Source organism: Paenibacillus sp. JJ1722 (assembly GCF_048282685.1).
Taxonomy (GTDB): Bacteria; Bacillota; Bacilli; order Paenibacillales; family Paenibacillaceae; genus Paenibacillus; species Paenibacillus polymyxa_B.
This window is the reverse complement of record NZ_CP182500.1, coordinates 2,314,319-2,339,719: the sequence shown is the minus strand read 5'-3', so window position 1 is coordinate 2,339,719 and position 25,401 is coordinate 2,314,319. Positions and strand designations below refer to the sequence as shown.

The following is a 25,401-nucleotide window of genomic DNA, read 5'->3' as shown; positions in this document are numbered from 1 at the left end:
CCGCTGACCCTTGAGATTAATCATTTGATGTGCGCGCTTTCAATAAAATAAAAACAAAGTAATCCCGACTTATGTAAGGAAGTGTACTATATTCCAGTGTGCAAGTGCAAGGATATTAATCACATGGATTTTTAGCCCCTGTTTCTGACTTGCATACACTCAGTCATTGCTCTATTGTAAAAAGTGTATGTCTAACCACCGATCAAGGAGTGAGCATTTCAATGAATATGTCTTCTGTAGAGGAGCATCGACAGGAATCCCCGCAACAGGTTAATTGCATGGTCGTGACTGTCTCGGACACCCGCACCGTGGAAACAGATACTGGGGGACGACTGCTCATGGATCTACTAGAAACCAATGGATATAAGGTTGTTCGATATGTCATTGTCAAGGACGACTACGAAGGTATTCAGCAGTTAGTATCCGAAGCAGCGGCACAGAATGAAATCGAGGCTGTACTTTTGACAGGCGGCACTGGTATTTCTCCACGTGATACTACATATGAAGCCGTCTCCTCTCTACTGGATAAGGAACTACCTGGCTTTGGAGAAATCTTCCGTTATTTAAGCTTTGCTGAGGACATTGGTTCAGCAGCTATATTAAGCCGGGCTGTAGCTGGCACTGTGGGCCAGACAGCTGTATTTTCTATGCCTGGCTCACGCGGAGCCGTTCGTTTGGCAATGGAACGCATTATTGTCCCTGAGCTACGACATGTGATGAGAGAAATTTATAAATAAGCTCCTATTTCCTACATGCCGCGACACAAAAAGGCACCCCATACATTCATGAGGTGCCTCTTCCAACTATTCTTTTTCTTCAACTTCGGGCTGCATATAGCTATCGATCAGCTTTTGCTTCAGCTCCCATACCTTCTCGCTCAGATTTACACGATAAATTTCAGGGTTCAGCTTCCGCAAATATTCTGGCCAAAACAGTTTCAACTGTGAAGTATGGTAGGCACGAATTTCATCCAGCTCAGGAAGCTCATATACCTTCTGTCCATTTATAAAAATAGGCTCAAGCATTGGTACGGCTTCATAATTTTCTACATACTTCTTCATATACGGATGCAAAGGGTTAAACAGCTTCAGGCGCTTACCATTACGCGGACGCTCTTCATCCGGGAAAGAAATATAATCGGCCACAGCTCTCCCTTTTTTCTTATCCACAATGCGATATACATCCTTCTTGCCTGGTGTGGATACTTTTTCTGGGTTACCCGAGATCTTAATCGTCGGCAACATTTCGCCATCCACTTCACGCTCAACCAGCTTGTACACCCCGCCAAGCGAAGGTTGATCTGAAGCCGTAATAAGCTGTGTTCCTACACCCCATACATCAATACGTGCCCCTTGGGCTTTCAGGTTAAAAATCGTATTTTCGTCCAAATCATTGGAAGCTACGATTTGTACGTAATCTAAGCCTTCAGCATCGAGCATTTCCCGCGCCTGAATGGATAGATAAGCCAAGTCACCGCTATCCAGACGGATTGCATTCATACGCTTGCCCTGACTCTCCAGCATTTTTGCTGTCCGAATCGCATGAGGAACACCACTTTCCAGCGTGTCAAAGGTGTCTACCAACAGTGTAACCTGGTCTGGTAAAACCTTCGCATACACGTCAAACGCCTCCTGCTCCGTCATAAAGGTCTGCACCCATGAATGGGCATGTGTTCCCTTCGTCGGGATTCCAAAGTGCTCGCCTGCCAGCATATTAGAAGTCGCGTCAAAACCTGCCACATAAGCTGCTCGTGCTCCCCAAATCGCCGCATCTGCTTCCTGCGCACGCCGTGTTCCAAATTCGAGCAGTGTATCGTCACTTGCCACCTGCTTGATGCGCGATGCCTTTGTCGCAATGAGTGTCTGATAGTTCATAAAATTCAGTAATGCCGTCTCGACAAGCTGCGTTTCCATAATCGTTCCTTCGACACGTACCAGAGGCTCGTTTGGAAAAACAAGTGCCCCTTCTTTCATCGAATGGACTGTTCCACCAAACTTAAACTGGCGCAGCGCCTCCATGAACATGGGATCGTAATTCTCCTCCTGTTCAGACAGATAGCGAATGTCCTCTTCTGTAAACCGCAAATTTGCAATATAATTCACAATGCGTTCCAGACCAGCGAACACGGCGTATCCATTACCAAAAGGGAGTTTACGGAAATACGCCTCGAACACAGCTTTACGCTGATGACTTCCGTTCACCCAATGGGCGTACATCATATTAATCTGATATTTATCTGTATGTAATGCGAGGCTCGTTGACTGCATCGTAATCATCCTCTCTGACTGTCCCCAGGTTTGTGGCAGCGTACCGCCTCATCTGCCCAGATTCAGCAATATCCGGCTCCATTTTGTTATCGGACATTGGTGCACAATCGTTAAGTTATTTTACTTCTTCTGACGTAAAACCGTATCCTCAGCCGACCGTACCGCAGCTCCAAGACTTCCCTCAAAATGACCCAAAGCCCAATCATGTCCAGCTTGATTAAAGCTCGCCACAGCGTCCTTGTATACAGTAATAGCAAAACCTTTGTTATAAGCATCTACAGCCGTATGCAGCACACATATATCTGTACACACACCAATTAGATGAACTTCCAGAACACCACGTTCACGCAGCCTGAGCTCCAGATCTGTGCCCGCAAAAGCACTGTACCGTGTTTTATCCAACCAGTAGATAAGATCACTTTGTTGCTCATAAAGGCTACGAAGCTTGCCATACAAATGTCGTCCGTTGGTTCCACGTATATTATGTGGAGGAAACAGCTTGCTCTCCGGATGATAAAGGTCGTTCTCCTCATGCAAATCCACAGCCATGACAACAAAGTCCCCTTGATCCACATATGCCTGCGTAATTGCTGCGATCCGTTCATCCAACTCAATCGCAGGTTGTCCTACAGGCAAACTACCGTCCACAAAATCTTTCGTGTAATCAATAACAATTAGTGCCTGCATCGTACGGTCAGCTCCTTATCCTCAAAGTGATATTGTACGTTCTATGCGTAACCTATTACATTAGGCGTTACGTGTAGATAGATAAACGCGGTACTCTGTCACTAAAACGGTACAACTGTGCCGGTCTTTGTGAATACTGGTTGGAACTGAGCGGTTTGCCATTCTCATCACGCACCTCTTCCAGTATTCCCTGCCTGCTACGAGTCGATGTTATTTTGCGAATAAAGTTTGGCTCTTCGAAATCCGGTACGACACTCTGAATCACCTGATATAATTCACCCAGTGTAAAATGTAGCGGTAAAAACTGCTTGGCTATCGTCGTCTGAAGCATCTGCAACTGAATTTTGCGATAAGCATCTACAATGATATCCCGGTGATCGAATGCAAGCTCCAATTCCTCCAACGCTTCGCGGATCGTGAATAGCCCAACCTCGGAAGCATCATCGGCCGCCTGACGCTGTTCCAACATCCATTCTTCTACTAGCGCAAAAAACGCATGCGATATGATCCACCCGCGCGGATCACGTCCCGGTCCACTATATACACCCAAATACTCCAGATGCCCGCCGTCCACACCCGTTTCCTCTAACAGCTCCCGCTTGGCAGCTCCATACATGGATTCATCTTCCTGACAAAACCCTCCAGGCAACGCCCAGCGTCCTGCAAAAGGCCAACTGCGGCGCTTGATGAGCATCACTTTCAGCTCACGAATCGGCAATGTCTTTGTTACCGTCTTGCGCTCCCGCTTCGTTAAGGTAAACATAACGATATCCGCCGGAGCTCCATCCGGGGTACGGTATTTCTTAATGTTGTACGACGCCTTTTGCGCCTCTTCGTTTATACGATTGCTATCCATTGGCATCACCATATTATATCGTTTTGATAAATTCATTATGACATACTAATTTTTTTTGTCAAGTGTCAGGCCTTGCCTGAATCACTTGCTTGTGTACGTAATACTCGGAAGGTTGCTGTAGATGTAGAACCGAGTGTGCCTTCACTATCTCTTACTTCCGCCTCAGTGGTTATCGTGCGACCTCCTTGATGAAGAATTCGCGCCCTAACCTCCAGTCGTCCTTGCCTCATGGGTGACAAGAAATGAACATTCAGGTTCGTCGTTACACATGGATCCATATTTCGTGAAGCCATACTGACCATCCCCATCGCCTGATCCATCAATGAAGTAAGTACACCCCCATGGACAATACCCATCACATTGGTATGCTCTTGTTTGGCCTCCAAAGCGATCTGTACCTCGTTTGCATCAGCTGCAATCAGTTCACACCCTAAATACTCCCAAAAAGTATTATTCTCTCCCTCTAGCATCTTACCCAACTTATCCATTCCCTTGCTTCCATCCCTTCTATGTTGTCCCATTTCTCTTGAAGTCCTATAACCATATACGTTGGCAAAATGCTTTCGAAAAAAAGGCGTGGAAGCTACGCCTCCACACCATAGATTTCATTCTAATCACTGCAATTCGACGAGGAAGTGCTTTTTCCCTCTTCTACGTTTACCTTCTCAGCAACGGTATCACGGATCGCCATAATCACCATTTGCAGTAGCTCATTAATTTCCACCTGACTCTGCTGAAACTCCGTTACAATTGGAATACCGTCAAGCTCTTCCTGTAGCTCCTGAAGTTCGGCCTCTATTTTGGCAATCATTTTTTGATTCTTCAAGGATTCAAATGCTACAATTTCCTTTTGCTTCTTTTTCATCGTTGCAATCAGTTGCTGGATGCGCCCATGATCCTGAATCTTTTCTTCTGCTTTTCGGAATACCTGTACTTCCTCACTGCTACCCAAAATACCTGCCAATTCTTTGGCTTTTGCCAATATCATTTCGCGATTGACCAAATGATCATGCTGGCGCGCCGCCGATTGAAGTTCTGTTTGTTGCAACCGCTCCTCTGTCATTGTCCATCGCTCCTTTTCTCACTTAGACGGCTTGCACACAGCCCTTTACTCAGACCGCATGCAACCCGCTAGAATATTCTTTTATCCGTTAACTGCTACAGCCGTTTCAACCAGATCACCTTTGATGTAAAAGGTCATAGGTTCCGTAATTTTCACTTGAACAAAGGAACCAATCAGGTCCTTAGAACCCTCAAAATGTACAAGCTTATTGGAACGGGTCCGACCGGCAAGCACTTTGCTGTCATTTTTGCTCTCGCCTTCCACCAGCACTTCAACCACTTCGCCACGCAATCGACTATTAAAGCGAAGGCTGTTTTGGTTCACAGCAATGTTCAGACGCCGGAGACGCTCTTTTTTAACCGACATAGGCACATTATCTTCCATCGAAGCAGCTGGCGTACCTTCACGTGGTGAATAAATAAATGTGTAGGCAAAGTCATAGCCGACCTCGCGCACCAAAGATAGAGTATCTTCAAACTGCTCGTCTGTTTCGCCCGGGAAACCTACGATGATATCTGTTGTCAGAGAAACATGCGGAACAGCTGTTTTAATCTTCGCAGCCAGTTCCAGAACACGCTCACGGGTATATTTTCGGTTCATTTTCTTCAATATATCCGTATTACCGGATTGAACAGGCAGATGGATATGCTCCACCAAATTGCCACCCTTACCAAGCACTTCAACCAAATGGTCATCAAAATCACGTGGATGTGATGTCGTAAAACGTACACGCGGGATATTAATTTTGCGCATATCATCCATCAGATCCCCGAATCTGTAATTCAAATCTTTCAAATCCTTGCCATAAGCGTTAACATTTTGCCCCAGTAAGGTGATTTCTTTAAAGCCTTGACGTGCCAAATCCCGTACTTCAGCGATAACATCCTCTGGACGGCGGCTTCTTTCCTTACCACGTGTAAAGGGAACAATGCAATAGGTGCAAAATTTATCACAACCGTACATAATGTTCACCCAAGCCCGCATACCCTCGCGCTTCTTCGGCAGGTTTTCGATAATGTCGCCTTCCTTAGACCACACTTCGACCACCATTTCTTTGCTAAAGAGTGCTTCCTTGACGAGCTGAGGCAGACGATGAATATTGTGGGTACCAAAAATCATATCGACAAAACCGTGTTTTTGCATAATCCGGTTAACGACATTCTCTTCTTGTGACATGCAGCCACACACGCCGAGCAGCAGTCCTGGCTTTTCTGTTTTGAGATGCTTGAGGTGACCCAGCTCGCCAAACACTTTATCCTCCGCATTTTCACGGATAGCACAAGTGTTCAGTAAAATGATGTCTGCTTCCTTCCGATCCTCGGTTGCCTGGTAGCCCATTTGCTCCAGCAAGCCTTTTATGGTTTCGGAATCATGCTCGTTCATTTGGCAACCGAATGTGTATACGATATAATGCTTTCCCTCACCGATATGCTTTAGCTCATCCGGGACTGCGTTATCATATAATACCTGTACATCCTCTTTACCGCGTTGCTTTTCTTTTCTATGGTTCGGCTCCGCCATAATGTTGATTTCACGTCCGCGAATACGGATCTTTTTGCTATGCTCATCTTCAGAAATAATCTTCGCATCCGAGAAATCAAAATATTTGGAGTAATCTTTTGTTTTCTTTTCCATTCCTTAGTCACTCCTTACACCATCTATTTCACGAGCTAATTTGTGATTTTACTGTATCTTTAGGCTTGGTAAATTTATTTTAGTTCTAAAAAACCTTTAAAAAAGGCATTACACTAAATTATAGCATGATTTATAGGCCATCGCCATAGATCAGCCGCAGATACCATTGAGTGCAATGTGAACTCATGTTCTTTTTGTACATTAGTGAAGTATTTGTGAATTATATAGTATGTAAAAAGCCCGATTCTTTTGCAAGAATCGGACTCTTTAAGCCTTCCGGCATTTAAATACGTGTATATTAGTCTACGATTTCAGCGTTGTCACCGTTTTTCACACCGGCTCCGTTCGCTTCATCTGTATCAATGTGCATATCCAAAGCAAAAGAATCGGACACACGTGCAAGAACATTTTCAAATACAAGGCCACGTTCGCCGCCGACACGTACTTTCAGCAACTGCTTGTCCTTAATGTCCCATTTAGCTGCATCAGATGTATGGAAATGAATATGGCGGGCTGCTACAATCACGCCTTCTTGCAGTTCCACTTCACCAGCGGGTCCTTTTACCGTGATTCCTGGTGTACCATCAATGCTACCAGATTCGCGTACAGGTGCTTTTACACCAATAGCAAAGGAATCAGTGCGAGAGATTTCCAATTGGGATGCGGGACGAGCAGGTCCCAAAATGCGAACCTTATCAAATTGACCCTTAGAACCAATTACAGCTACCGTTTCATTTGCGGCAAATTGTCCTGTTTGGGACAAAGGTTTAAATTCAGTTAATTGATAGCCTGCTCCGAACAAAATTTCAATATGCTCTTGAGTCAGGTGAATATGACGGGCTGAAACGCCGACAGGTACGATTTTACTCATCGTGTGGTCACTCCTTTTTCTCTATACAATACTTTACACATCCATGCTATTATACTCCTATTTTGCCAAGAAAGAAAAGGAGAGCGTATAAAGTTCCCTTTTTCGCCCTAATCAGCGTTAAATATCGTCCATAGAAATCGGATCAAACCGTCGTTTTAGCGAACAAGAGAAAGAAAAGCATGATTTCAGCTACGATGAGATGAGGGGGAACGACAACAAATATATTAAGAATAAACAGGACACAGAGTATTCCAGTTAAGAAAAAAATGACTCTGAGACGAGGTTTCAGATGACTTAATCTGTACTGATGAAATACCAGCAAAACCGACAAAAAGTAAATAAAAACAGAAGCAAAGGTAAAGCAAAGCACAAAGATATAGTCTACTTGTCCCAAAAACAAGAGCTGAATCGAAGCAGCTAGCATGCTAAGGGAAAGATAAATAAACAAATGACCATAAATAATAGTCTGTCCTGCTGATTGTTTTGATTTATCTACGCGCTTCTCCATATTCTCAAAATATTGCCACCAGATTGCGATGACTAATACAAAAGCCAAAGCAGCAAATACAATAGAAGAAACCGTAAAATGATCGGATTGTAAAACAGAAAGCATACTTATCACAGATTCGCCAAGCAAAATTAAGGTGAACTGTGCAAAGCGTTCTAAAAGATGCTCCGTATGGATAGGTGTGATCACCAACTTTTTACGGCCAATCAAAGGAACGAGGATATCAATAGCTATACCTGTATATAAAATCAAATATCGAACCCAAGAATCAAAGAAGAGGGAGAAACTAGAAATGACTATTCCAATCCAAAAATAAATTCCGAAAAAACGAGCTGTTTCCTGTTTATGAGCCGTTTCTTTGGGTGCCGAAAGTAAATATTGAACGACAGTCAAACCTCTTAACCCAATATAGCCAACAAAAAAAGATACATAATACGCATCAAAATCTATATTCAGGCTGGCGGTCATGATCAACACGAAAAACAATTGCAGGATCATAAAAATTCGATGTGTTATACTGTCTTGCCCAAAACGATTGTTGTAGACCGTTTGCCCCACCCAAGCCCACCATATTGGGATAAAAATCATAATAAACTTTTCCATATGTTCCCATGAGATACTACCATGCTCAACATGTAGCAAAACATGAGTGGCCTTGGAGACAGCAGCTACGAACAACAAGTCATAAAAGAGCTCAAGCCAGGTAACCTTTTTTATCAACATTATGTAATGGAGCCCCCTCTGATATGGCGGTGCAGCATGGTGACCCGTCAGTCTCGCTCCAACGTCTGCCGTATTTCTGCAAATGTTATTTTAGCACCATGCAATTCTAAGATGCTCCAATTATTTCGTAATCCTTCTCGCTTTGTCAAGAGTGTTCGCAGCTAAAAATTCCCTCTATAAATAGCTATTTAAGAAGAAATTTTGGAAGGCAGATTCGTTTGCAAGTATTCCAGCGCATGTCCTCCCAGCCATCCCTTGACCAGCTCCTCAGGGTAATGCTTCAGCAGCAGTTCTGCAAAAATCGGATATTTCCCCGAATGCTCCAGCCCTTGCACATGGTGCTCGATACCGTCAAAATCAGAGCCAAACATCAAATGCCTTTCGCCGCCTAATGAACAAATATGCTCAATGTGTGGTAGCAGATCCTCAGCAGTTACCATGCCCTGCTCTTTGAGAAACATTGTGACGAAGGTCAAACCAATCCGTCCGTTACGAGCGATCAGTGCACAAATCTGTTCATCCCGTAGATTTCGAGGATGAGCACACTTCGCAAAGGCATTCGAATGCGAAGCAATGGGCGGTAGAGTGGCCTCCTCTAGCACCTCCCAGAAGCCCTGTACCGACAAATGCGATACATCTAGCAGCAGTCCCAGGTCATTACAGCGATTGACCAAATCGCGCCCCTTGCTACTCAGCCCGCCACCTCTATGTTCCATAATGCCGTCAGCTGCCCAGTTCGCATAATTCCATGTCAGTCCAATCAATCGTATTCCCATGGCATAGCACAATTCTGCATAAAACGGGTTCCCTTCCAGCGCATCTACCCCCTCCAGTGAGAGCAAAGCCCAAGGTGCCCATGTATGATCCGTCCCATTACCATCCACATACGTTATCTTTTCCATGCGCTTCTCTTTTCCTGCCTGCTTTACTTGCTCCTCCTGATGCACTGCGGACGTATTTTTACACATTACCAAGTCTTCCTTCCACAGCAATGGTCTCAACCCACCTGAGATAGAGGTAACATGCTGCCTGAACAGCTCAATTTGACGAATCACATGCTCAAATCTTGGCGTGCCCAATACCTGAGAAATATATATAGCAAATGTTTGCAACCGCACGTTACCTTCTAGCAAACGTTCTTTTGTGACATCAAGCGATGGATGACTGAAATCGATCTGCGCATCGAGCTGCATTTTACATAACACATCACAATGAAAGTCAACAACTGGCCAATTCACTTTTAGCTTATCATTCATGCATCTTACCTCCATTTAGAGATTGAAGCATCACAAATTTATTTTAAAAATCATAGTAACAGACTCACAAAGCAAAAAAGCCCGTTTACAAATCGTAAACAGGCTCAGGCAACTTACATTTATTATCTTGGCTCTACAATCAATTTGATCGCAGTCCGATCTTCTCCATCAATAACAATGTCTGTAAAAGCAGGAATACAAATCAAATCCACTCCGCTTGGTGCGACAAATCCCCGGGCAATGGCTACCGCTTTAATGGCTTGGTTTAGTGCACCCGCTCCAATCGCCTGTAATTCTGCATTTCCGCGTTCACGCAGTACTCCTGCGAGTGCGCCTGCAACTGAATTGGGATTGGATTTTGCTGATACTTTTAATACATCCATAGTAAGTACCTCCCCTGGGAATGATGATGGTTTGATTCCACTATTAGATGTTATTCGAGGGTCAGCAAAAAATTCCTGCTTTTTGGTGACAGTTTTCCTTATTCTTTCCTTAAGTAGCTCACAAAAAGGTTAATCCATCCGCCATTCATCTTCTTTGAGTCTGATTTTCTGAATTTTGCGGGCTTTTCCATCGTTATCATTCAGCTCTACGCTGATGGCATGAAAATGCCATTTGCCCATGTCCACTTGAAAACGTACTGGAAGCTGGGTCTGGAATTTCTGTAACACAGCCTCTTTCTGCATCCCAAGCACTCCCTCATAAGGACCTACCATTCCCGCATCTGTCTGATACGCAGTTCCTTGTGGCAAAATCGTATCGTCATTGCTCTGTACATGTGTGTGCGTACCTACCACGATTGAAGCACGTCCATCCAAATGCCAACCCATAGCGATTTTTTCCGAGGTTGCTTCGGCGTGGAAATCAACTAGGATATGTTTATGTTTTTTGCGCAGCTCATCGACAATTTCATCTGCTGCACGGAATGGATCGTCAATAGCTGGCAAAAAAGTTCTACCTTGCAGATTAACAATAGCCAGCTCCTTACCTCCACCTTTTACAACGGTATGACCCCGGCCTGGTGTTCCTGGTGGAAAGTTAGCCGGGCGGATGATCCGCGGCTCATCATCTATAAAATCAAATATTTCCTTATTATCCCAAGTATGATTTCCCATCGTAATCCCATGAACGCCCCAATCAAAAAACTCTCTGGCGATGGCTGGGGTAATTCCTCTTCCCGAAGCCGCATTTTCTCCGTTCACAATAATAACATGCGGGTTGTATTTTGATTTTAGCGAAGGGAGATTCTCCCTCAGTGCCTTTCTGCCTACACTGCCGACGATGTCTCCAATAAATAATACGTTGATAGAAAGCCCTCCCTAGTCTGCCTTACATAATGAAAAGTGGCCCTACAAGCAGCGGCCACTTTTCATTGAAATGCTTTTATTTTGCGTATTCTACCGCACGGGTCTCGCGTATGACGGTGACCTTGATATGTCCCGGATAGTCCAGTTCATTCTCAATCGTTTTCGTAATATCGCGGGCCAGTCGGAATGCTTCCGCATCATCAATTTTCTCTGGCTGTACCATGACACGAACTTCGCGTCCGGCTTGAATCGCGTATGATTTTTCAACGCCTTCAAAAGATTCGGAGATGCGTTCCAGCTTCTCAAGACGACGGATGTACGTCTCTAGCGTTTCACGCCGCGCTCCCGGTCTTGCTGCTGACAGGGCATCTGCCGCCCCAACCAGCATGGCGATCACTGAAGTCGCTTCGCAGTCGCCGTGATGTGAGGCAATGCTGTTGATGACGACCGGGTGTTCCTTGTACTTCTTCGCCAGCTCCACGCCAATTTCAACGTGCGAACCTTCCACTTCATGATCCAGCGCCTTCCCGATGTCATGCAGCAATCCTGCCCGTCTTGCCAGTACAACGTCTTCGCCCAGTTCCCCGGCCATCAGACCTGTCAAGTATGCAACTTCCATCGAGTGCTTCAATACGTTCTGTCCGTAACTTGTACGGAACTTGAGACGTCCCAAGATCTTGATCAAATCTGGATGCAAGCTATGCACGCCCACCTCAAAGGTGGCCTGTTCACCATACTCACGGATTCGTTCGTCCACCTCTTTACGGGATTTTTCCACCATCTCTTCAATACGAGCCGGATGTATCCGTCCGTCCGCTACGAGCTTTTCAAGCGCAGTACGCGCAATCTCTCTACGAATCGGATCAAATCCAGACAAAATAACAGCTTCCGGCGTATCATCAATAATGAGGTCAATTCCTGTAAGGGTTTCAAGTGCACGGATATTACGGCCTTCGCGCCCGATGATCCGGCCTTTCATTTCTTCGTTCGGCAATGTGACAACAGAAACCGTCGTTTCTGCTACATGATCTGCCGCACAGCGTTGGATGGCCAGTGTGATGATTTCACGAGACTTTTTGTCCGCTTCTTCTTTGGCCTGCTGTTCAATTTCTTTAATCATCTGAGCTGTTTCATGACGAACTTCCTGCTCTACGTTGGTCAGAATAATACTTCTTGCATCCTCCATCGTCAGATTGGAAATACGTTCCAACTCAGTTACCTGACTCTTGTAAATCAAATCAATTTGCTGCTGGGTTTCATCGATTCGTTTCTCTTTGTTGGCCACTTGTTCTTCTTTGCGTTCCAGCGATTCCAATTTTTTATCCAGCGATTCTTCTTTTTGCAGCAATCTTCGTTCCTGTCGTTGAATTTCATTGCGACGTTCACGAGTTTCTTTTTCAGCTTCGGCACGGATGCGGTGGATTTCATCTTTCGCTTCCAATACCGTTTCCTTCTTCAGCGCTTCTGCCTCTTTTTTCGCGTTCTCCACGATTTGCGCGGCAGCTTCTTCCGCACTGGAGATCTTAGCTTCTGCAATAGATTTGCGAATAAAATAACCAATCCCGAACCCAAAGAATAACGCGGCTACAGCAACGAGAACGAACCAGATCGCAGTCATCATACTGTTCACCTCCCCGTTGGTTCCTCCAAGGCATTCCTTGGGACTTTTTGCAATTGTCACATTTACTTTGATCGTCAAACTAAGACAACGACACAAGGTCGTTTCATTTCATATGCACATGCTTTCACATGTACAATTCCGCCTGGCATAGCGGCATCACTTGTTATTTGGCGATGAGAACTCACCGTGGATTCCGCTTTTTTGGAAGGAAAAAGGGCGTTCCACAAGTATCGTTTCATATATATTTTATTATTTGACAAATGGCATTGTCAAGGGAATGCAAACATTAGTAGACTACCATGCAGCTTTCCATGTAATAACTAGCTCATCCTATCCGTTCATACTAGCCAAAGGTTCAGCAGCCGTTTGGCAACTATTCCTCCCACTGCAACAATTCCTCGTCATCTGAAGCAGCGTCATGCTCGGTCGCAGTGAGATGATTGACTACCCGGCGTGTCATATCCCCCGAATATCCGCGTCTCATGAGAAAAGGGTATGTTTTCCTTTTTTTCTCCATTATATCACCACGTACCTGATTCCATTTCTTACGTCCGACCGTCAAAGCGCTCTCCCACTCCTCATTATCGGTGATCTCACCTAACGCTTCGCCAATAGAGGCTTTAGAGATGCCCTTCTGACGAAGTTCTTGCCTAACCCACATCTTCCCCTTACGTTGGCTTGTTATGCGCTGCCTTGCCCATTGACGGGCGTATAAATCATCATCTACGAGTTGTTCCCTATGGAGTCGGACCATTACTTCGTCAATAACAGACTGATCCAGTTCTTTTTGCGCTAAACGCTGGGCAATTTCCTGACGTGTGCGAGGCTTTCGCCCCAAATAGCGAAGCGCAAGTACATAAGCCTGTTGCTTTTCATCTGCCAGAACGATATCTTCCAGTTCTTTTTTATCAAATGACGTTCCTTTGAACATATTGTACTTGATCATTACATCTTCTAATACAGACAGTGAATAAGGACCAAAATGTATGATATACCTTCCATGTTTGCGTCCCTGTCCCTGCTCTACCCTAGTAATCATCAATTCCTCATGATCCGGAAAAAGAGAAATCCCTTGTTGCTTATTTGCTTCCGAAGTGTATTCATCTTCATCGTCCAACTGCAATATATTTCCCTCACTTTGAAATTCACGAAAGCAGCCTTTGAACACCTGCTACGCAAAAGTTAGATTCCACTGACAAAGCAGACTCTAGTTGATGCAAAAATGCCCTGCACAACTGTGCAGGGCATCAGAATCATGCTATTCAAACGGACGGTGCCATAACCCTGGCCCCAGTTCACAAACCAGGATTCACCGAGCTTTATTCAAGCTCCAACAATTCCTGTTCTTCCTTCGCTTGCTGTGCCAACTCTTCTTCTGTAGGCGGAGCAACCGTCGTAATCAGATTGCTGGCCACCCGAATTTTTTGTTCGATCGTACTAGCAATATTCGGATTTTCCTTCAAAAATTGCTTAGCATTCTCACGTCCCTGACCAAGGCGCTCACCTTCGTAGGAATACCAGGCTCCGCTCTTGTCGACAATGTCATGCTCCGTACCGATATCGATCAGGCTACCTTCTTTGGAAATGCCCTCACCGTACATAATATCTACCTCAGCCTGACGGAAAGGAGGGGCAACTTTGTTCTTCACGACTTTAATACGTGTGCGGTTACCCACAATGTCGTTACCCATTTTCAAACTTTCAATACGACGAACATCCAAACGTACCGTAGAGTAAAACTTCAAGGCACGTCCACCTGGTGTTGTTTCAGGGTTACCGAACATAACACCTACTTTTTCACGTAGCTGGTTAATAAAAATAGCAATGGTTTTCGACTTATTAATGGCTCCAGAAAGCTTACGCAATGCCTGAGACATCAAACGTGCTTGAAGACCAACGTGGGAATCTCCCATTTCGCCTTCAATCTCTGCCTTGGGCACAAGTGCCGCTACGGAGTCAACAACTACAATGTCTACTGCTCCACTACGTACAAGAGCTTCGGCAATCTCAAGCGCCTGCTCTCCTGTATCTGGTTGCGATAGTAACAACTCATCAATATTGACACCCAGCTTGCTTGCATACGACGGATCAAGCGCATGCTCGGCGTCGATAAAGGCGGCTTGTCCGCCTGTTTTTTGCACCTCTGCGATAGCGTGAAGAGCTACTGTCGTTTTACCGGATGATTCCGGTCCGTATATTTCAATAACCCGGCCTCTTGGAAAGCCGCCCGTTCCTAACGCAATATCCAAAGCAATCGAACCACTGGGGATCGTTTCCACTTGCATGTGGGTAGACTCACCCAACTTCATAATGGAACCTTTACCAAATTGCTTTTCTATTTGACGGAGCGCCATATCCAGCGCAGCACGACGATCTGACAATAAACTCACATCCTTCATTGTTTGTACTTTAATAATACCTTGTTTTGACACGCTTGCCAAGCATTTTTTCGAACATACATTCGTTTTTTTTGTTCACACAGCTCTCTTCTACAATTACACCTGTCTCTTAAAACAAAAAAAGAACCGCTGGCAAAAGGCTTTGCAACGGTTCTTCCGATAAGAAGATTATATCATGAATATCTATCTAAAACAACTCTACGACCCACACTGTACATAGATGTTTAAAAGAGTTTCTCGTTCTCTACCAGTCTGCGCCACAATCTGTACAGGATTGCTTTGACTGATCGCAGTCGGATTGTTTCACGGTTACCACTCAGTCTCAGTTCATGTACTTCCGTTTCCTTGTCGCGTTCAGCAATGCCAATATACACCAGACCGACTGGCTTCCGTTCGGAATACCCAGGCCCGGCAACACCAGTAACTGAAAGTCCAAAATCGCTGTCCATGATCATTCTTGCCTGCTCTGCAAGCACAAGGGCTACTTCCTTACTCACTGCACCTGGCGCTTGATCCCCTTCCAAATAATCATAAGGCACGTTGAGTAATTTCATCTTCATTTCATTGGAATAGCACACGATGCCACCTTGAAACATAACAGCACTGCCAGGTATAGAAGTGATGTGTTCCATCAGCATTCCACCTGTACAGCTTTCTGCCGCACTCACAGTGAGCCCGCGTTTGGCCATTAGATCTACGATAACCTTCTCCAGCGTAACATCTTCACTTGCATACATATATTCCGAAAGACGCTGCTGAATTTCTACTTCCGTAGCCGTCAGCTTAATTAGTGCTTCACTTTCGCTGGCCGCCTTGGTGGATATACGGATCGTGACTTCCCCTTCCTTGGCATAAGGAGCAATCGTGGGGTCTGTCTGGGATTGGATCAGATCTAACAAATGGGTTTCAAGAGCTGACTCACCGATCCCTGCAAATTTTAGCATTTTTGAATAAATTGGCATTTCCTCACCGCTCAATGCCTGCTGAAGCAACCAAGGTTTCGCTTGGTTTGCAAACATGGGTTTGAGTTCCTTAGGCGGTCCAGGCAAAACTACATAAAATTTACCGTCCTGTGCAATTGCGTCGCCCACAGCTAGCCCTGTCTCATTTTCAAGGGGAGTAGCGCCTTCAATAGAAAGCGCCTGCCGGCGGTTATTCTCGGTCATTTCTACCCCACGGTTACGGAAAAACTGATCTAGCTTGTCCATTGCAAGACGATCTATGTGCAATTTTCGCCCCAATACAGACGCTATCGCATCTTTCGTCAAATCATCCTGAGTCGGTCCCAGACCACCGGAAAACAAAATAATATCCGCACGCTTCTGAGCAATTCTTATCGCTTCCTGAAGCCGATCTATGTTATCGCCAACTACAGTCTGAAAATATACATCGATTCCGATTGTAGCCAACTCTTGTGACAAATATTGAGCATTTGTATTCACTATTTGTCCGAGCAATAACTCTGTACCTACTGCAATTATTTCAGCTTTCATCAATTCTTCCTCCTGTACTGCGAATATTATGGGAATTATGTAAAGAAACAGCAATAAGTTTAGTCCCTATTGCTGTTTCCATAAAATTTATCCTGTTAAACTTTGGAGGAGCTCAGCAAGTGGATATTTTTCACAAAATAATCAATACCCGAATAAATGGTGATCAACACCGCTGCCCATATCGCTATTAAATCAAACGGGATACCAAGAAAAACAAACGGGAAATTATTAATGAGCAACGCTACAATAGCAACGATCTGGATGATCGTCTTCAATTTGCCCCAATTGCTTGCAGCAACCACAGAACCATCCAGTAAGGCAATCTGACGCAGACCCGTAACCGCAAACTCACGGCTAACAATCACAACGACAATCCACGAATCGATTTTTCCCATTTCTACCAAGGAAACCAAAATGGCGGTTACCAAAAGCTTATCAGCAAGGGGGTCCAACAGCTTGCCCAAATTGGTGACCATATTATTTTTACGTGCCAAATATCCGTCAAGACCATCCGTGCTGGCTGCTACAAGGAAAATGATAGCCGCAATCAGCTGATTATACGGCAGCTTGAAAGCTCCGATCTCAATCGGCGGCGGATAAAAATCAAAGTCCACCAGCAAAGCCAGCATCATCACCGGAATAAGGCAAATCCGCGTTATTGTAATTCTGTTGGGTAAATTCACAACACACTCTCCCCTGATTATCGTACTTGATTACAAATGGCAGTTTTCGGATTAAATTCAATCCTATGTAAATCGCTATCGACGAGCGCTATACACCTGAATTGTCTGCATTTTCGTTACAAGTATAATATGGCACAAAACGCATGTCAAAATAACCTGCCGCACATCAAGCAACGTTTTTTCCTACAAAATGTATGAGGGAAAACGGCTTTATTTCATGTTTGTAAATTGAAGCTCCAATGGCAAATCAGCTTTACGCAGCAATTGAATGATCGCCTGTAAATCATCCCTGTTTTTTCCGGTCACTCGGATTTGATCACCTTGAATCTGACTTTTAACTTTTAGCTTGGAGTCCCGAATAAGAATGTTAATTTTCTTGGCATTATCCTGATCAATTCCCTGCTTAAGCGAAAGACGCTGACGCACTGAACCTAAAGAGGCGGGTTCCAATTTGCCATACTCCACATTTTTAAGGGACAGACCTCGTTTGGCCATTTTAGATTGCAAAATATCAATCACCGCATTCAGCTTGTATTCGTCTTCCGATGCAATCGTAAGAGCTTCTTTCTCAAGCTTAAGGCTACTTTTGCTATCCTTGAAATCAAATCGAGTTTCAATTTCACGCTCCGTCTGATGAACCGCATTTGTTAACTCCTGCATATCCATTTTGGAGACGATATCAAATGAATTTTCTGAAGCCATCGTTTCACTTTCCTTTCCACAACAAAGTTCAATATCTAATTATAGGCTAGTCATTTACAAAAATCCAATAATCCGTTGACTAAAAAGGCGTTCTTGCCAGTTTTCCTGACAAAAACGCCTTTATTTCAATTACGGTCAAAATATCTAATTATGGCTTCGTGTTGGGGTTCGGAACATATCCAAAAGTCCAAGCACAATGTGAGCAAGACCAAAGCCCAGTATGCCATAGCCCCATGCATTCGGTGTCAGATAATAGCCCAGTAAACTGACAATTATACCGAGCCCAGTCACAATCCAGCTGACGGTCATAACGTATACACCTCACTTTGCGGAAAATGAAATGACTGCCTTTCCAGGAATTACAGTCATTAGTATTTCCTCGCACCAAGGCGTTTATTCACCATCAGTAGTTGTAGAATCTGTACTACTTTGTGCTGAATCCGTACTGCTACCTGTCGTAGAATCTGCAGGTGAACCCGTTACCCCTGCACTCGTTCCGGTCGAAGAAGCTTCTCCTTGCTGGATCAGTACACGAGTAGTCGATTTATTATCTGTTATCGGTTGACCTGCTACGGAAATATCTGTGGCAGAAGACCGTCCTGATTTGATATATAAACCTTCTGGACCAATATCGAAAGACATGGCATCTCCACTTTTAGTCATACCATAACTCAGCTTTTCTCCACGGGAATTTTCTCCCTTGTACACTTCAAGCCAGCTTTCGCCCGTCGCTTTAATATCAACCTTGACCGCGGCTCCCGTTGAACTGGAAACTTTAAAAATCGTCGTCTTGCCTTGCTTGCCGTCCTGTGCCACAGTTACACCTTGTTGTGGCGTAGTCGTATCCGGCTGCTGTCCAGTATCTGGAGTAGTAGCACCCGTACTCCCCGTACCACCTGGCTGAGTTTGGCCGGTTTGCCCCGCATCAGGAGTCTGCCCACCAGCACCATTTGGAGCCGTCGTTTGACCATTGTTCGGCTGTGTCGTAGTGGTATCAGGAGTAGACGTGCTTGGTGTTGTACTTGGTGTTGTACTTGGTGTTGTAATCGGCGTTGTGTTTTCTGCTGTTTTTGGAGTTGAATGGTTGTTGCTCACCCAATAAGCATAAATAACCCCAACAATGAGAACTAGAAAAAGCCACATTAACGCTGTAGGCAACCATTTAAGATTACCAATCGTGGCGGGACGGCTGGAGCGTTTCTGTGTAACAGGCTCCATGACTGCTTCCGGCTCAGGTTCAGGCACATTGCTTTGATGCCCTTCCAGAATCTCATCGGGGTTCAACCCGACCGTTTCAGCGTATGTTTTAATAAAAGCTCTGACATAAAAGCTTCCCGGCAGCACTTTGTAATCGCCCGTCTCAATGGCTTCCAGATAACGTTTGCGTATCTTCGTCATTTCCTGAACATCGTCAAGGCTCAATCCTTTTTGCAGCCGGGCCTCCTTTAATTGCTGACCCAGTTCTGACATGTCATCATCTCCTTGTGTAATTACGCTTATTTAAAGATCTTCTGTATAACTGGCTGTAAAGGTATCATAAATAATTTCCTCAGCCGGATTATTGCGAAGCTCAATAATGATATTGAAATCGTCAAAGCTGTATCCTGATTCACGTACAAATACATCAGGATGCTCAATCACTTTAGTACTTGGCATACTCATGATTTCCTGAAGCAGATGATAATGTCTTTCATTTGACCGAATTGTACTCACAATACCATCAATAATAAACACATTGTTTGGGTTCATTTCTTCTTCAGAGAGCTGACTGCGTACCGTCTGTCGTAGTAACGTTGAAGACACAAAAGTCCAACGCTTCATTGCGCATACGCTACTGGCAATAATGGATTCCGTTTTGCCCACACGCGGCATCCCGCGAAGACCGATCACCTGATTGCCGTCCCTCTTTAATACTTCACCCAAAAAATCGACCAGCAACCCAAGCTCATCGCGTGTAAAGCGAAATGTTTTACGATCATCCGAATCCCGATCGATGTAACGGCCGTGTCTTACTGCCAATATATCAACCAGTCTCGGAGCACGTAAGGCCGTGACTGTAATGTTGCTCGCTTTTTTTAACGTGTCTCCGAGAATGCGTATCTTCTCGTCATCGTCCGTTTCAAGCAACATCCCCCGTCTTTCGCCTTCAACACCGTTGATCGTCAGTATATTAACCCCCAGAATACCAAGCATGGAAGCAATGTCTCCCAGCAGTCCGGGTCGATTTTTATGTATCTTGTACTCCATGTACCACTGTTTCGTTTCTTCCGTCACGTTAGCACCTCATTCACATTCAAACCGTCAACAACTCCAAATCAAAGCATTATTGTATCATAAAATAACATCTTTCGACAAAACCAATTATTGAAATTTGATAGGCTGCATTGTGTTGTAAGCCTCAATCACGTTTATGATATATAAATTACAATGGAATTACAAGAACAGCTCTGTAACCATTACAGAAAAGCCCCCAAAAGGGAGCTTTTCATGTTGGTTCCTACTTATGCGTTGCTCTTGGCCAATTTAACCATTAGCCGGGCGATGGTGTGACGCTCGTCCTCATCGGCAACTCCCCACAGTTCTTTCAGTGCGCGGTTGGAATGGTTGGCTGGATCGACCTTCTCATCCAGAAAATCACCAATTTCATAAGCAAGCTCAGAAATGGTATCTTGGCTGATTCCCAGCTTCTCCGCTTGCTCTACACGCTGACCGAGGAACTTTTTCCAAACATCAAAATTCTGAACAACTGTTGACATACTTAAATCCTCCTTAGATGATTCAGATTTAAAATCAACAGTTGTAATATGCTCTTCTCAGACGCTTACTATACTGGTGGATTCCTCCAAGCGCTATTTCCCTTAAGTCACCCATCCTCCGTTAGGACTTATGACCTGGCCATTAATATAACCTGACTCAGGAAGCGCAAGAAAATAAACTAGGGACGATATTTCATCAGGTCGAGCCAATCGTCCAGCAGGAATTTCTTCTTCCAAACTGGTAATTTCGCCTTCATCCAAATGATCCAGCATCGACGTATCCACTGCACCTGGAGCTACAGCATTCACTGTCACCCCGGAAGGTGCTACCTCTTGAGCCAGCGCTTTAGTGAAAGCGTTAATGCCTCCCTTGGTGGTGGAATACAACACCTCGCACGAAGCACCACATATCCCCCACACGGATGAAACATTCACAATGCGGCCATAGCGTTGGGAAATCATATGTGGCATAAAAACCTGCGTGCACAAAAAGGTTCCCTTAACATTGACAGCCATCACTTCGTCCCATTCCTCTTCCGAAACATCTGTTAACAGCCCATAATGAGATAGTCCGGCATTGTTCACAAGAATATCCGGCTTCATCCCGTGATTATCCAGCTTTTCACGCATGCGTTCGATCTGCTCCTTGCTCCGCAGATCCGCTGACGCGGTCATTACCTTGCCTGAATAAGCCATGCAACGACGGGCAACTTCATTTGCTTTTTCATGGGACTTCATGTAGTGAATGACCACATTCATCCCTACAGCTGCAAAACGCTCAGCAATAGCCGCACCAATTCCGCCACTTGCTCCTGTAATCAGCACGGTTGTATCGCCAATCGCTTTTAGTTCTCCGCCCTCGGTGGTCATCGTTTCCCTCTCCCTGGACATTACGGACTCACCACTAGTGATATTGCGAGTTGATCCCACTGGATATGGTCTTTCAGACGGCGATTTACATCCTCAAGCGTGATACTTTCATAAATCGGAAGCAGTTGGAAAAAATCGCTGCCCCGGAAGCGATGTCTTGTAAATTCATGCGCAATATTTTCTGGTGAATTGAGTGTACGCAGATAACCACCGATTTTCTTTTTGCGTGCCCGTTCAAAATGTTCTGCTGCAAAGCCCTGCTTCTGGATGAACTCCACCTCTTCACGTATTCTCGCCAACAGCCGATCCGGGTCTTTGGTATCCCCACCGATTGCAGAGAATGCATATTGCTGCGTGCTATTGTACTCATGACCAAAACTGTCCGAAATCAGATCCTCATCGTAGAGCTTTTGATACAGTTGTGTACTGGAGCCAAACAGGAGATCTAGCATCAGCTTGGTTTCCAGATCATGACGGAGCAATTCTTCACCCGTTAGGCCTACTTCAGCCTCCTTAAATCCAAACAGTAGCTTTGGCAGAGAAACGGCCAGCTTTACCTCATGACGTGGTTCTGCAACTGTAGTGGGTTCATCGTCGAAAATCCGCTCGATCTCTCCCTGCGGCTTATAGTCCTTTTTAGCCTGATTGTTACGTACCAGTTCTATTACTTCAGCTGGATCCACTCCGCCCACTACAAAAAGAATCATATTGCTTGGATGGTAGAAAGCTTCATAGCAACTGTACAGCGTTTCCTTTGTAATCGTACTGATGGATTGAACAGTACCTGCGATATCAATATGCACCGGATGGACCTTGTACAACGCCTCGATCAGACCAAAGTAACTCCGCCAATCGGGATTATCTTCATACATATTGATTTCCTGGCCGATAATGCCTTTTTCCTTCTCTACATTTTCATCTGTAAAGTAAGGATGCTGCACAAAATTGACCAGGGTGGTCAAATTTTCTTGAATACGCTCGGTTGCCGAAAACAGATATACTGTTTGATCAAAGCTCGTAAATGCGTTCGCCGATGCCCCATTAGAAGAAAAGGTAGCAAAAATATCGCCTTCAGGCTCTTCAAACATTTTATGCTCCAAAAAATGGGCTATGCCATCCGGCACCTTTACGGGCTGTTGACCTTCTACGCGGAAATGATTATCAACCGAGCCGTATTTAGTCGCAAATGTGGCGTACGTCTTCTGAAAACCCGGTTTGGGCAACACATAAACGTGTAAACCGTTATCCATTACTTCATAGTACAGCGTTTCCTGCAAATGCTCATAAGGTATATGCTCCACCGCTATTCCCCCTTCTGGTCTCTCAAGAAATAAATAGTGTCCAGTCGGAACGTCCGGGCGGCATCCTGAACATCCTGCACCTTGACTGCCTCCACCTGACTCAGCAGCTCATCTACCGTCCGCTCTTTACCGGAAAGCTGTCTGTTAAAATCATAGGCGATCATTTCAAAAGCGGAATCCTGCATCTCCTTTAGCAAGTTGCGAATCATCGCCTGCGTTTGGGTCATTTCCAGCTCGGTAATCGCTCCATTTTGCGTATCTTCCAGTTGCTTGCGGATAATAGTAACCGCTTTTTCATAATTAGGAATTTCGATACCAGATTGAATCGTACCAATCCCTTTATGCCCGTCATACCGCGATGAAGCGTAATACGCCAAACTTTCCTTTTCCCTTACATTAACGAACAGCTTTGAATGCGGATACCCGCCCAAAATGCCATTATACATCAGAGCGGAAGCATAGCGATCGTCTCCATACGTAATAGGGGTGCGCAACCCCATGTTGAGCTTGCCCTGGTTCACATCAAGACGCTCTACAACGGTTTGAACCTCACGCTCTACTGACTTGGGCTGTTCTGGAACATACCCTGCTTCCGCTGAACGATTCAATTGAAAATAGCGATCAACAAACTTCTCAACTTCTTCCAGCGTCGTATCTCCCACAACGTATAAATCCATGCTGGCATGATTCAGCCATTCTCCATAAGCCTGATACAAGCTCTGTGCATCTATGCTGTCCAGATCGGATCGTTGACCAAGAGGGTGCAGACGATAAGGCTCATCTTTGCACATTTCCTCCATACAGCGCTCACCAGCATAACGTATTTTATCGTTAACTATAGATTCCAGCTTTTTACGCACATTTTCTCGTTCCTGCTGGACGTATCCCGTTTGAAATGCACCATTTTCCAATGCAGGCTTCGTCAGCACTTCTCCGAGAAAAGCAAACGAACGATCCAGCAAACTATCCGGACTGTTTACAAAGCTGTCATTAATCGTATCCATGCGAAATTGCACGATCTGATAATCTCCACGTTTGTATACATCGAATCCGAAACCCGCGCCATACAATTGTTCTAACTGTTCTCTGAATTGTGTAGTCTGCGGATACGATTCTGTACCCCGTCGCAGAACGAAAGGTACCAGCCCCACTCGGGTAACGGTTTCCTCACGTAGCGGAGTACCTACATACAACGATATGGCAAACGTCTTAAAGCGCTTGGTCGGCAGTACATGAATCCTCAGTTGTCTGCGTGTGCCACGCTCGAAACCTGTTTTGTTCAAGTCCAAAACTCCTTTGTGACGTCAATTTGCGTCTAGCCTTTGATTAGCATTAGCTGCTGTAAATCATCCTCCTGTAAAGAGGTAAAGTGTACCAATCTTTATTCTAACCATGCAAAAGCCAAGAAGCAACCGGAGACAAGCTCCCGGCTGCTTCGGCGTTTTACATGCAGAAAATATGCTCCCCAATGGTTTTCACCTGCGGACGGGACCAAATCCATTTGGAGGTGGCTGTTTTTGGGTTAAAATAATAAAGACATCCTCCACTTGGGTCCCAGCCGTTCAGTGCTTGGCGTACCGCCTTTTGTGCAGTCTCATTCGGTGTGAGCCAGATTTGGCCGTCTGCTACAGCTGTGAAAGCTCCTGGCTGAAAGATCACTCCAGATGGTGAGTTGGGAAAGCTCGGTGACTTAACCCTGTTCAAAATAACAGCCGCGACGGCAACTTGTCCTTCAAATGGCTCGCCGCGGGATTCACCGTAGACCGCGTTGGCCATAATTTTGAGATCATTTTCAGATAGTCCCATGGTGTTGGCCGATCCCATCGTTTCATCATTTTGATCCGCTTTATCGTTATTGTCCGCTGTCTGTCCCTGAGCGGAACCTTGATTGTTACGATGCATAGGAGTTTCCGTTGGCTTCCAGTTAGGAGTAGCATTCACCAGCTTTAATTTCGTCTTTGCTCCGACCACTCCATCGGGACGGATGCCAAATTCCTTTTGAAAACCCTTGACAGCTTTTAGTGTACTGCTGCCAAAATGGCTGTCCACTTTCCCGCCAAAAAAGCCCAGCAACTTCAAACGTGATTGCAACTCATATACATCCTGACCGTAAGATCCAAAATCAACCGCTCCCGAGCTGAATGTCGGCTGGGAAGGTTGCGCTGCTTGTACTTTCTGCTGTGTGCTCAGCGGCTCTGCTTGCTGCTGTGCAGAGTCATTTTTAAAAAGTCCTGTGTACGTAATAGCCGAGGCTGCGAGGATACCCGTGCAAATCCAGACCATTGTCTTTTTCATATGCTGCGCTCTACCTTTCTTTTGTGGGATTAACAGGATGGCTACGTTTATTATGACAAGCTCCGCTTAAAGCTATTCACCCTTTTAATCTTCTTTCAGCAGGTAGTC

The 25,401-nt window shown here is 45.0% G+C and carries 26 protein-coding genes; 1 reads left to right on the top strand and 25 read right to left on the bottom strand.

What is annotated here, in order from left to right:
• Nucleotides 1–221 precede the first annotated feature (221 nt).
• Nucleotides 222–737, top strand: a complete 516-nt coding sequence (locus tag ACM1ND_RS10650; protein WP_069080935.1) for a MogA/MoaB family molybdenum cofactor biosynthesis protein — start codon at nucleotides 222–224, stop codon at nucleotides 735–737.
• Between the two features lie 66 nt (nucleotides 738–803).
• On the opposite strand, the gene ACM1ND_RS10645 is transcribed toward ACM1ND_RS10650, so the two are convergent.
• The 25 genes from ACM1ND_RS10645 to sleB all read right to left on the bottom strand — a co-directional run bounded on the left by ACM1ND_RS10645 (nucleotide 804) and on the right by sleB (nucleotide 25,293).
• Entirely contained in the window at nucleotides 804–2,267 is a 1,464-nt protein-coding gene (locus tag ACM1ND_RS10645) for a nicotinate phosphoribosyltransferase (RefSeq protein WP_028542698.1), read from the bottom strand.
• Nucleotides 2,268–2,387: 120 nt separating this feature from the next.
• Nucleotides 2,388–2,954, bottom strand: coding sequence for a cysteine hydrolase family protein (locus tag ACM1ND_RS10640; RefSeq protein ID WP_023988248.1), 567 nt, complete (start codon nucleotides 2,952–2,954; stop codon nucleotides 2,388–2,390).
• 67 nt (nucleotides 2,955–3,021) lie between these two features.
• Entirely contained in the window at nucleotides 3,022–3,810 is a 789-nt protein-coding gene (locus ACM1ND_RS10635) for an NUDIX domain-containing protein (protein WP_023988247.1), read from the bottom strand.
• A 65-nt stretch (nucleotides 3,811–3,875) separates the two neighbouring features.
• Nucleotides 3,876–4,298 carry a PaaI family thioesterase gene (locus ACM1ND_RS10630; RefSeq protein ID WP_023988246.1) on the bottom strand — a complete coding sequence of 141 codons (423 nt, stop codon included), beginning with the start codon at nucleotides 4,296–4,298 and terminating at the stop codon, nucleotides 3,876–3,878.
• Nucleotides 4,299–4,420: 122 nt separating this feature from the next.
• Nucleotides 4,421–4,873, bottom strand: coding sequence for a RicAFT regulatory complex protein RicA family protein (locus ACM1ND_RS10625; RefSeq protein WP_023988245.1), 453 nt, complete (start codon nucleotides 4,871–4,873; stop codon nucleotides 4,421–4,423).
• Between the two features lie 81 nt (nucleotides 4,874–4,954).
• The gene (gene miaB / locus ACM1ND_RS10620) at nucleotides 4,955–6,508 is read right to left on the bottom strand and encodes a tRNA (N6-isopentenyl adenosine(37)-C2)-methylthiotransferase MiaB (RefSeq protein ID WP_023988244.1); all 1,554 of its coding nucleotides are present in this window, start codon (nucleotides 6,506–6,508) and stop codon (nucleotides 4,955–4,957) included.
• A 298-nt stretch (nucleotides 6,509–6,806) separates the two neighbouring features.
• Nucleotides 6,807–7,379 carry a phosphate propanoyltransferase gene (pduL, locus tag ACM1ND_RS10615; protein WP_023988243.1) on the bottom strand — a complete coding sequence of 191 codons (573 nt, stop codon included), beginning with the start codon at nucleotides 7,377–7,379 and terminating at the stop codon, nucleotides 6,807–6,809.
• A gap of 142 nt (nucleotides 7,380–7,521) precedes the next feature.
• Entirely contained in the window at nucleotides 7,522–8,610 is a 1,089-nt protein-coding gene (locus tag ACM1ND_RS10610; RefSeq protein ID WP_028542700.1) for a low temperature requirement protein A, read from the bottom strand.
• Between the two features lie 188 nt (nucleotides 8,611–8,798).
• Nucleotides 8,799–9,866: a dipeptidase gene (locus ACM1ND_RS10605; protein WP_028542701.1), complete on the bottom strand. Its 1,068-nt coding sequence runs from the start codon at nucleotides 9,864–9,866 to the stop codon at nucleotides 8,799–8,801.
• 122 nt (nucleotides 9,867–9,988) lie between these two features.
• Nucleotides 9,989–10,249, bottom strand: a complete 261-nt coding sequence (locus tag ACM1ND_RS10600; protein ID WP_007430104.1) for a stage V sporulation protein S — start codon at nucleotides 10,247–10,249, stop codon at nucleotides 9,989–9,991.
• A gap of 129 nt (nucleotides 10,250–10,378) precedes the next feature.
• Nucleotides 10,379–11,173, bottom strand: coding sequence for a TIGR00282 family metallophosphoesterase (locus tag ACM1ND_RS10595; RefSeq protein WP_418028025.1), 795 nt, complete (start codon nucleotides 11,171–11,173; stop codon nucleotides 10,379–10,381).
• 76 nt (nucleotides 11,174–11,249) lie between these two features.
• Nucleotides 11,250–12,794 carry a ribonuclease Y gene (rny, locus tag ACM1ND_RS10590; protein WP_013309958.1) on the bottom strand — a complete coding sequence of 515 codons (1,545 nt, stop codon included), beginning with the start codon at nucleotides 12,792–12,794 and terminating at the stop codon, nucleotides 11,250–11,252.
• 373 nt (nucleotides 12,795–13,167) lie between these two features.
• A complete protein-coding gene (locus ACM1ND_RS10585; RefSeq protein WP_028542702.1) occupies nucleotides 13,168–13,917 on the bottom strand; it encodes a regulatory protein RecX in 750 nt (249 codons plus the stop codon).
• A 196-nt stretch (nucleotides 13,918–14,113) separates the two neighbouring features.
• Entirely contained in the window at nucleotides 14,114–15,175 is a 1,062-nt protein-coding gene (recA, locus tag ACM1ND_RS10580; RefSeq protein ID WP_023988239.1) for a recombinase RecA, read from the bottom strand.
• 242 nt (nucleotides 15,176–15,417) lie between these two features.
• Nucleotides 15,418–16,686 (bottom strand): competence/damage-inducible protein A, encoded by a 1,269-nt coding sequence (locus ACM1ND_RS10575; protein WP_418027649.1) that lies wholly within the window; start codon nucleotides 16,684–16,686, stop codon nucleotides 15,418–15,420.
• 95 nt (nucleotides 16,687–16,781) lie between these two features.
• Complete coding sequence (pgsA, locus tag ACM1ND_RS10570) at nucleotides 16,782–17,369, bottom strand: CDP-diacylglycerol--glycerol-3-phosphate 3-phosphatidyltransferase (protein WP_013309954.1); 588 nt, start codon at nucleotides 17,367–17,369, stop codon at nucleotides 16,782–16,784.
• Nucleotides 17,370–17,579: 210 nt separating this feature from the next.
• Nucleotides 17,580–18,071 (bottom strand): YajQ family cyclic di-GMP-binding protein, encoded by a 492-nt coding sequence (locus ACM1ND_RS10565; protein ID WP_013309953.1) that lies wholly within the window; start codon nucleotides 18,069–18,071, stop codon nucleotides 17,580–17,582.
• A 144-nt stretch (nucleotides 18,072–18,215) separates the two neighbouring features.
• Nucleotides 18,216–18,380: a hypothetical protein gene (locus ACM1ND_RS10560; RefSeq protein ID WP_023988236.1), complete on the bottom strand. Its 165-nt coding sequence runs from the start codon at nucleotides 18,378–18,380 to the stop codon at nucleotides 18,216–18,218.
• Nucleotides 18,381–18,464: 84 nt separating this feature from the next.
• Complete coding sequence (locus ACM1ND_RS10555; protein WP_028542704.1) at nucleotides 18,465–19,541, bottom strand: helix-turn-helix domain-containing protein; 1,077 nt, start codon at nucleotides 19,539–19,541, stop codon at nucleotides 18,465–18,467.
• 30 nt (nucleotides 19,542–19,571) lie between these two features.
• Nucleotides 19,572–20,345, bottom strand: a complete 774-nt coding sequence (locus tag ACM1ND_RS10550; protein WP_013370747.1) for a DUF3388 domain-containing protein — start codon at nucleotides 20,343–20,345, stop codon at nucleotides 19,572–19,574.
• Between the two features lie 227 nt (nucleotides 20,346–20,572).
• Entirely contained in the window at nucleotides 20,573–20,827 is a 255-nt protein-coding gene (locus ACM1ND_RS10545) for a DUF3243 domain-containing protein (RefSeq protein WP_013309950.1), read from the bottom strand.
• A gap of 102 nt (nucleotides 20,828–20,929) precedes the next feature.
• On the bottom strand, nucleotides 20,930–21,697 hold the full coding sequence (gene ymfI / locus ACM1ND_RS10540) for an elongation factor P 5-aminopentanone reductase (protein WP_418027645.1): 768 nt from the start codon (nucleotides 21,695–21,697) through the stop codon (nucleotides 20,930–20,932).
• A 20-nt stretch (nucleotides 21,698–21,717) separates the two neighbouring features.
• Nucleotides 21,718–22,998 carry an EF-P 5-aminopentanol modification-associated protein YfmH gene (gene yfmH / locus ACM1ND_RS10535; protein WP_075154079.1) on the bottom strand — a complete coding sequence of 427 codons (1,281 nt, stop codon included), beginning with the start codon at nucleotides 22,996–22,998 and terminating at the stop codon, nucleotides 21,718–21,720.
• Nucleotides 22,999–23,000: 2 nt separating this feature from the next.
• The gene (gene yfmF / locus ACM1ND_RS10530; RefSeq protein ID WP_023988232.1) at nucleotides 23,001–24,281 is read right to left on the bottom strand and encodes an EF-P 5-aminopentanol modification-associated protein YfmF; all 1,281 of its coding nucleotides are present in this window, start codon (nucleotides 24,279–24,281) and stop codon (nucleotides 23,001–23,003) included.
• A 160-nt stretch (nucleotides 24,282–24,441) separates the two neighbouring features.
• Nucleotides 24,442–25,293 (bottom strand): spore cortex-lytic enzyme, encoded by an 852-nt coding sequence (gene sleB, locus ACM1ND_RS10525; protein ID WP_023988231.1) that lies wholly within the window; start codon nucleotides 25,291–25,293, stop codon nucleotides 24,442–24,444.
• Nucleotides 25,294–25,401: the final 108 nt, after the last annotated feature.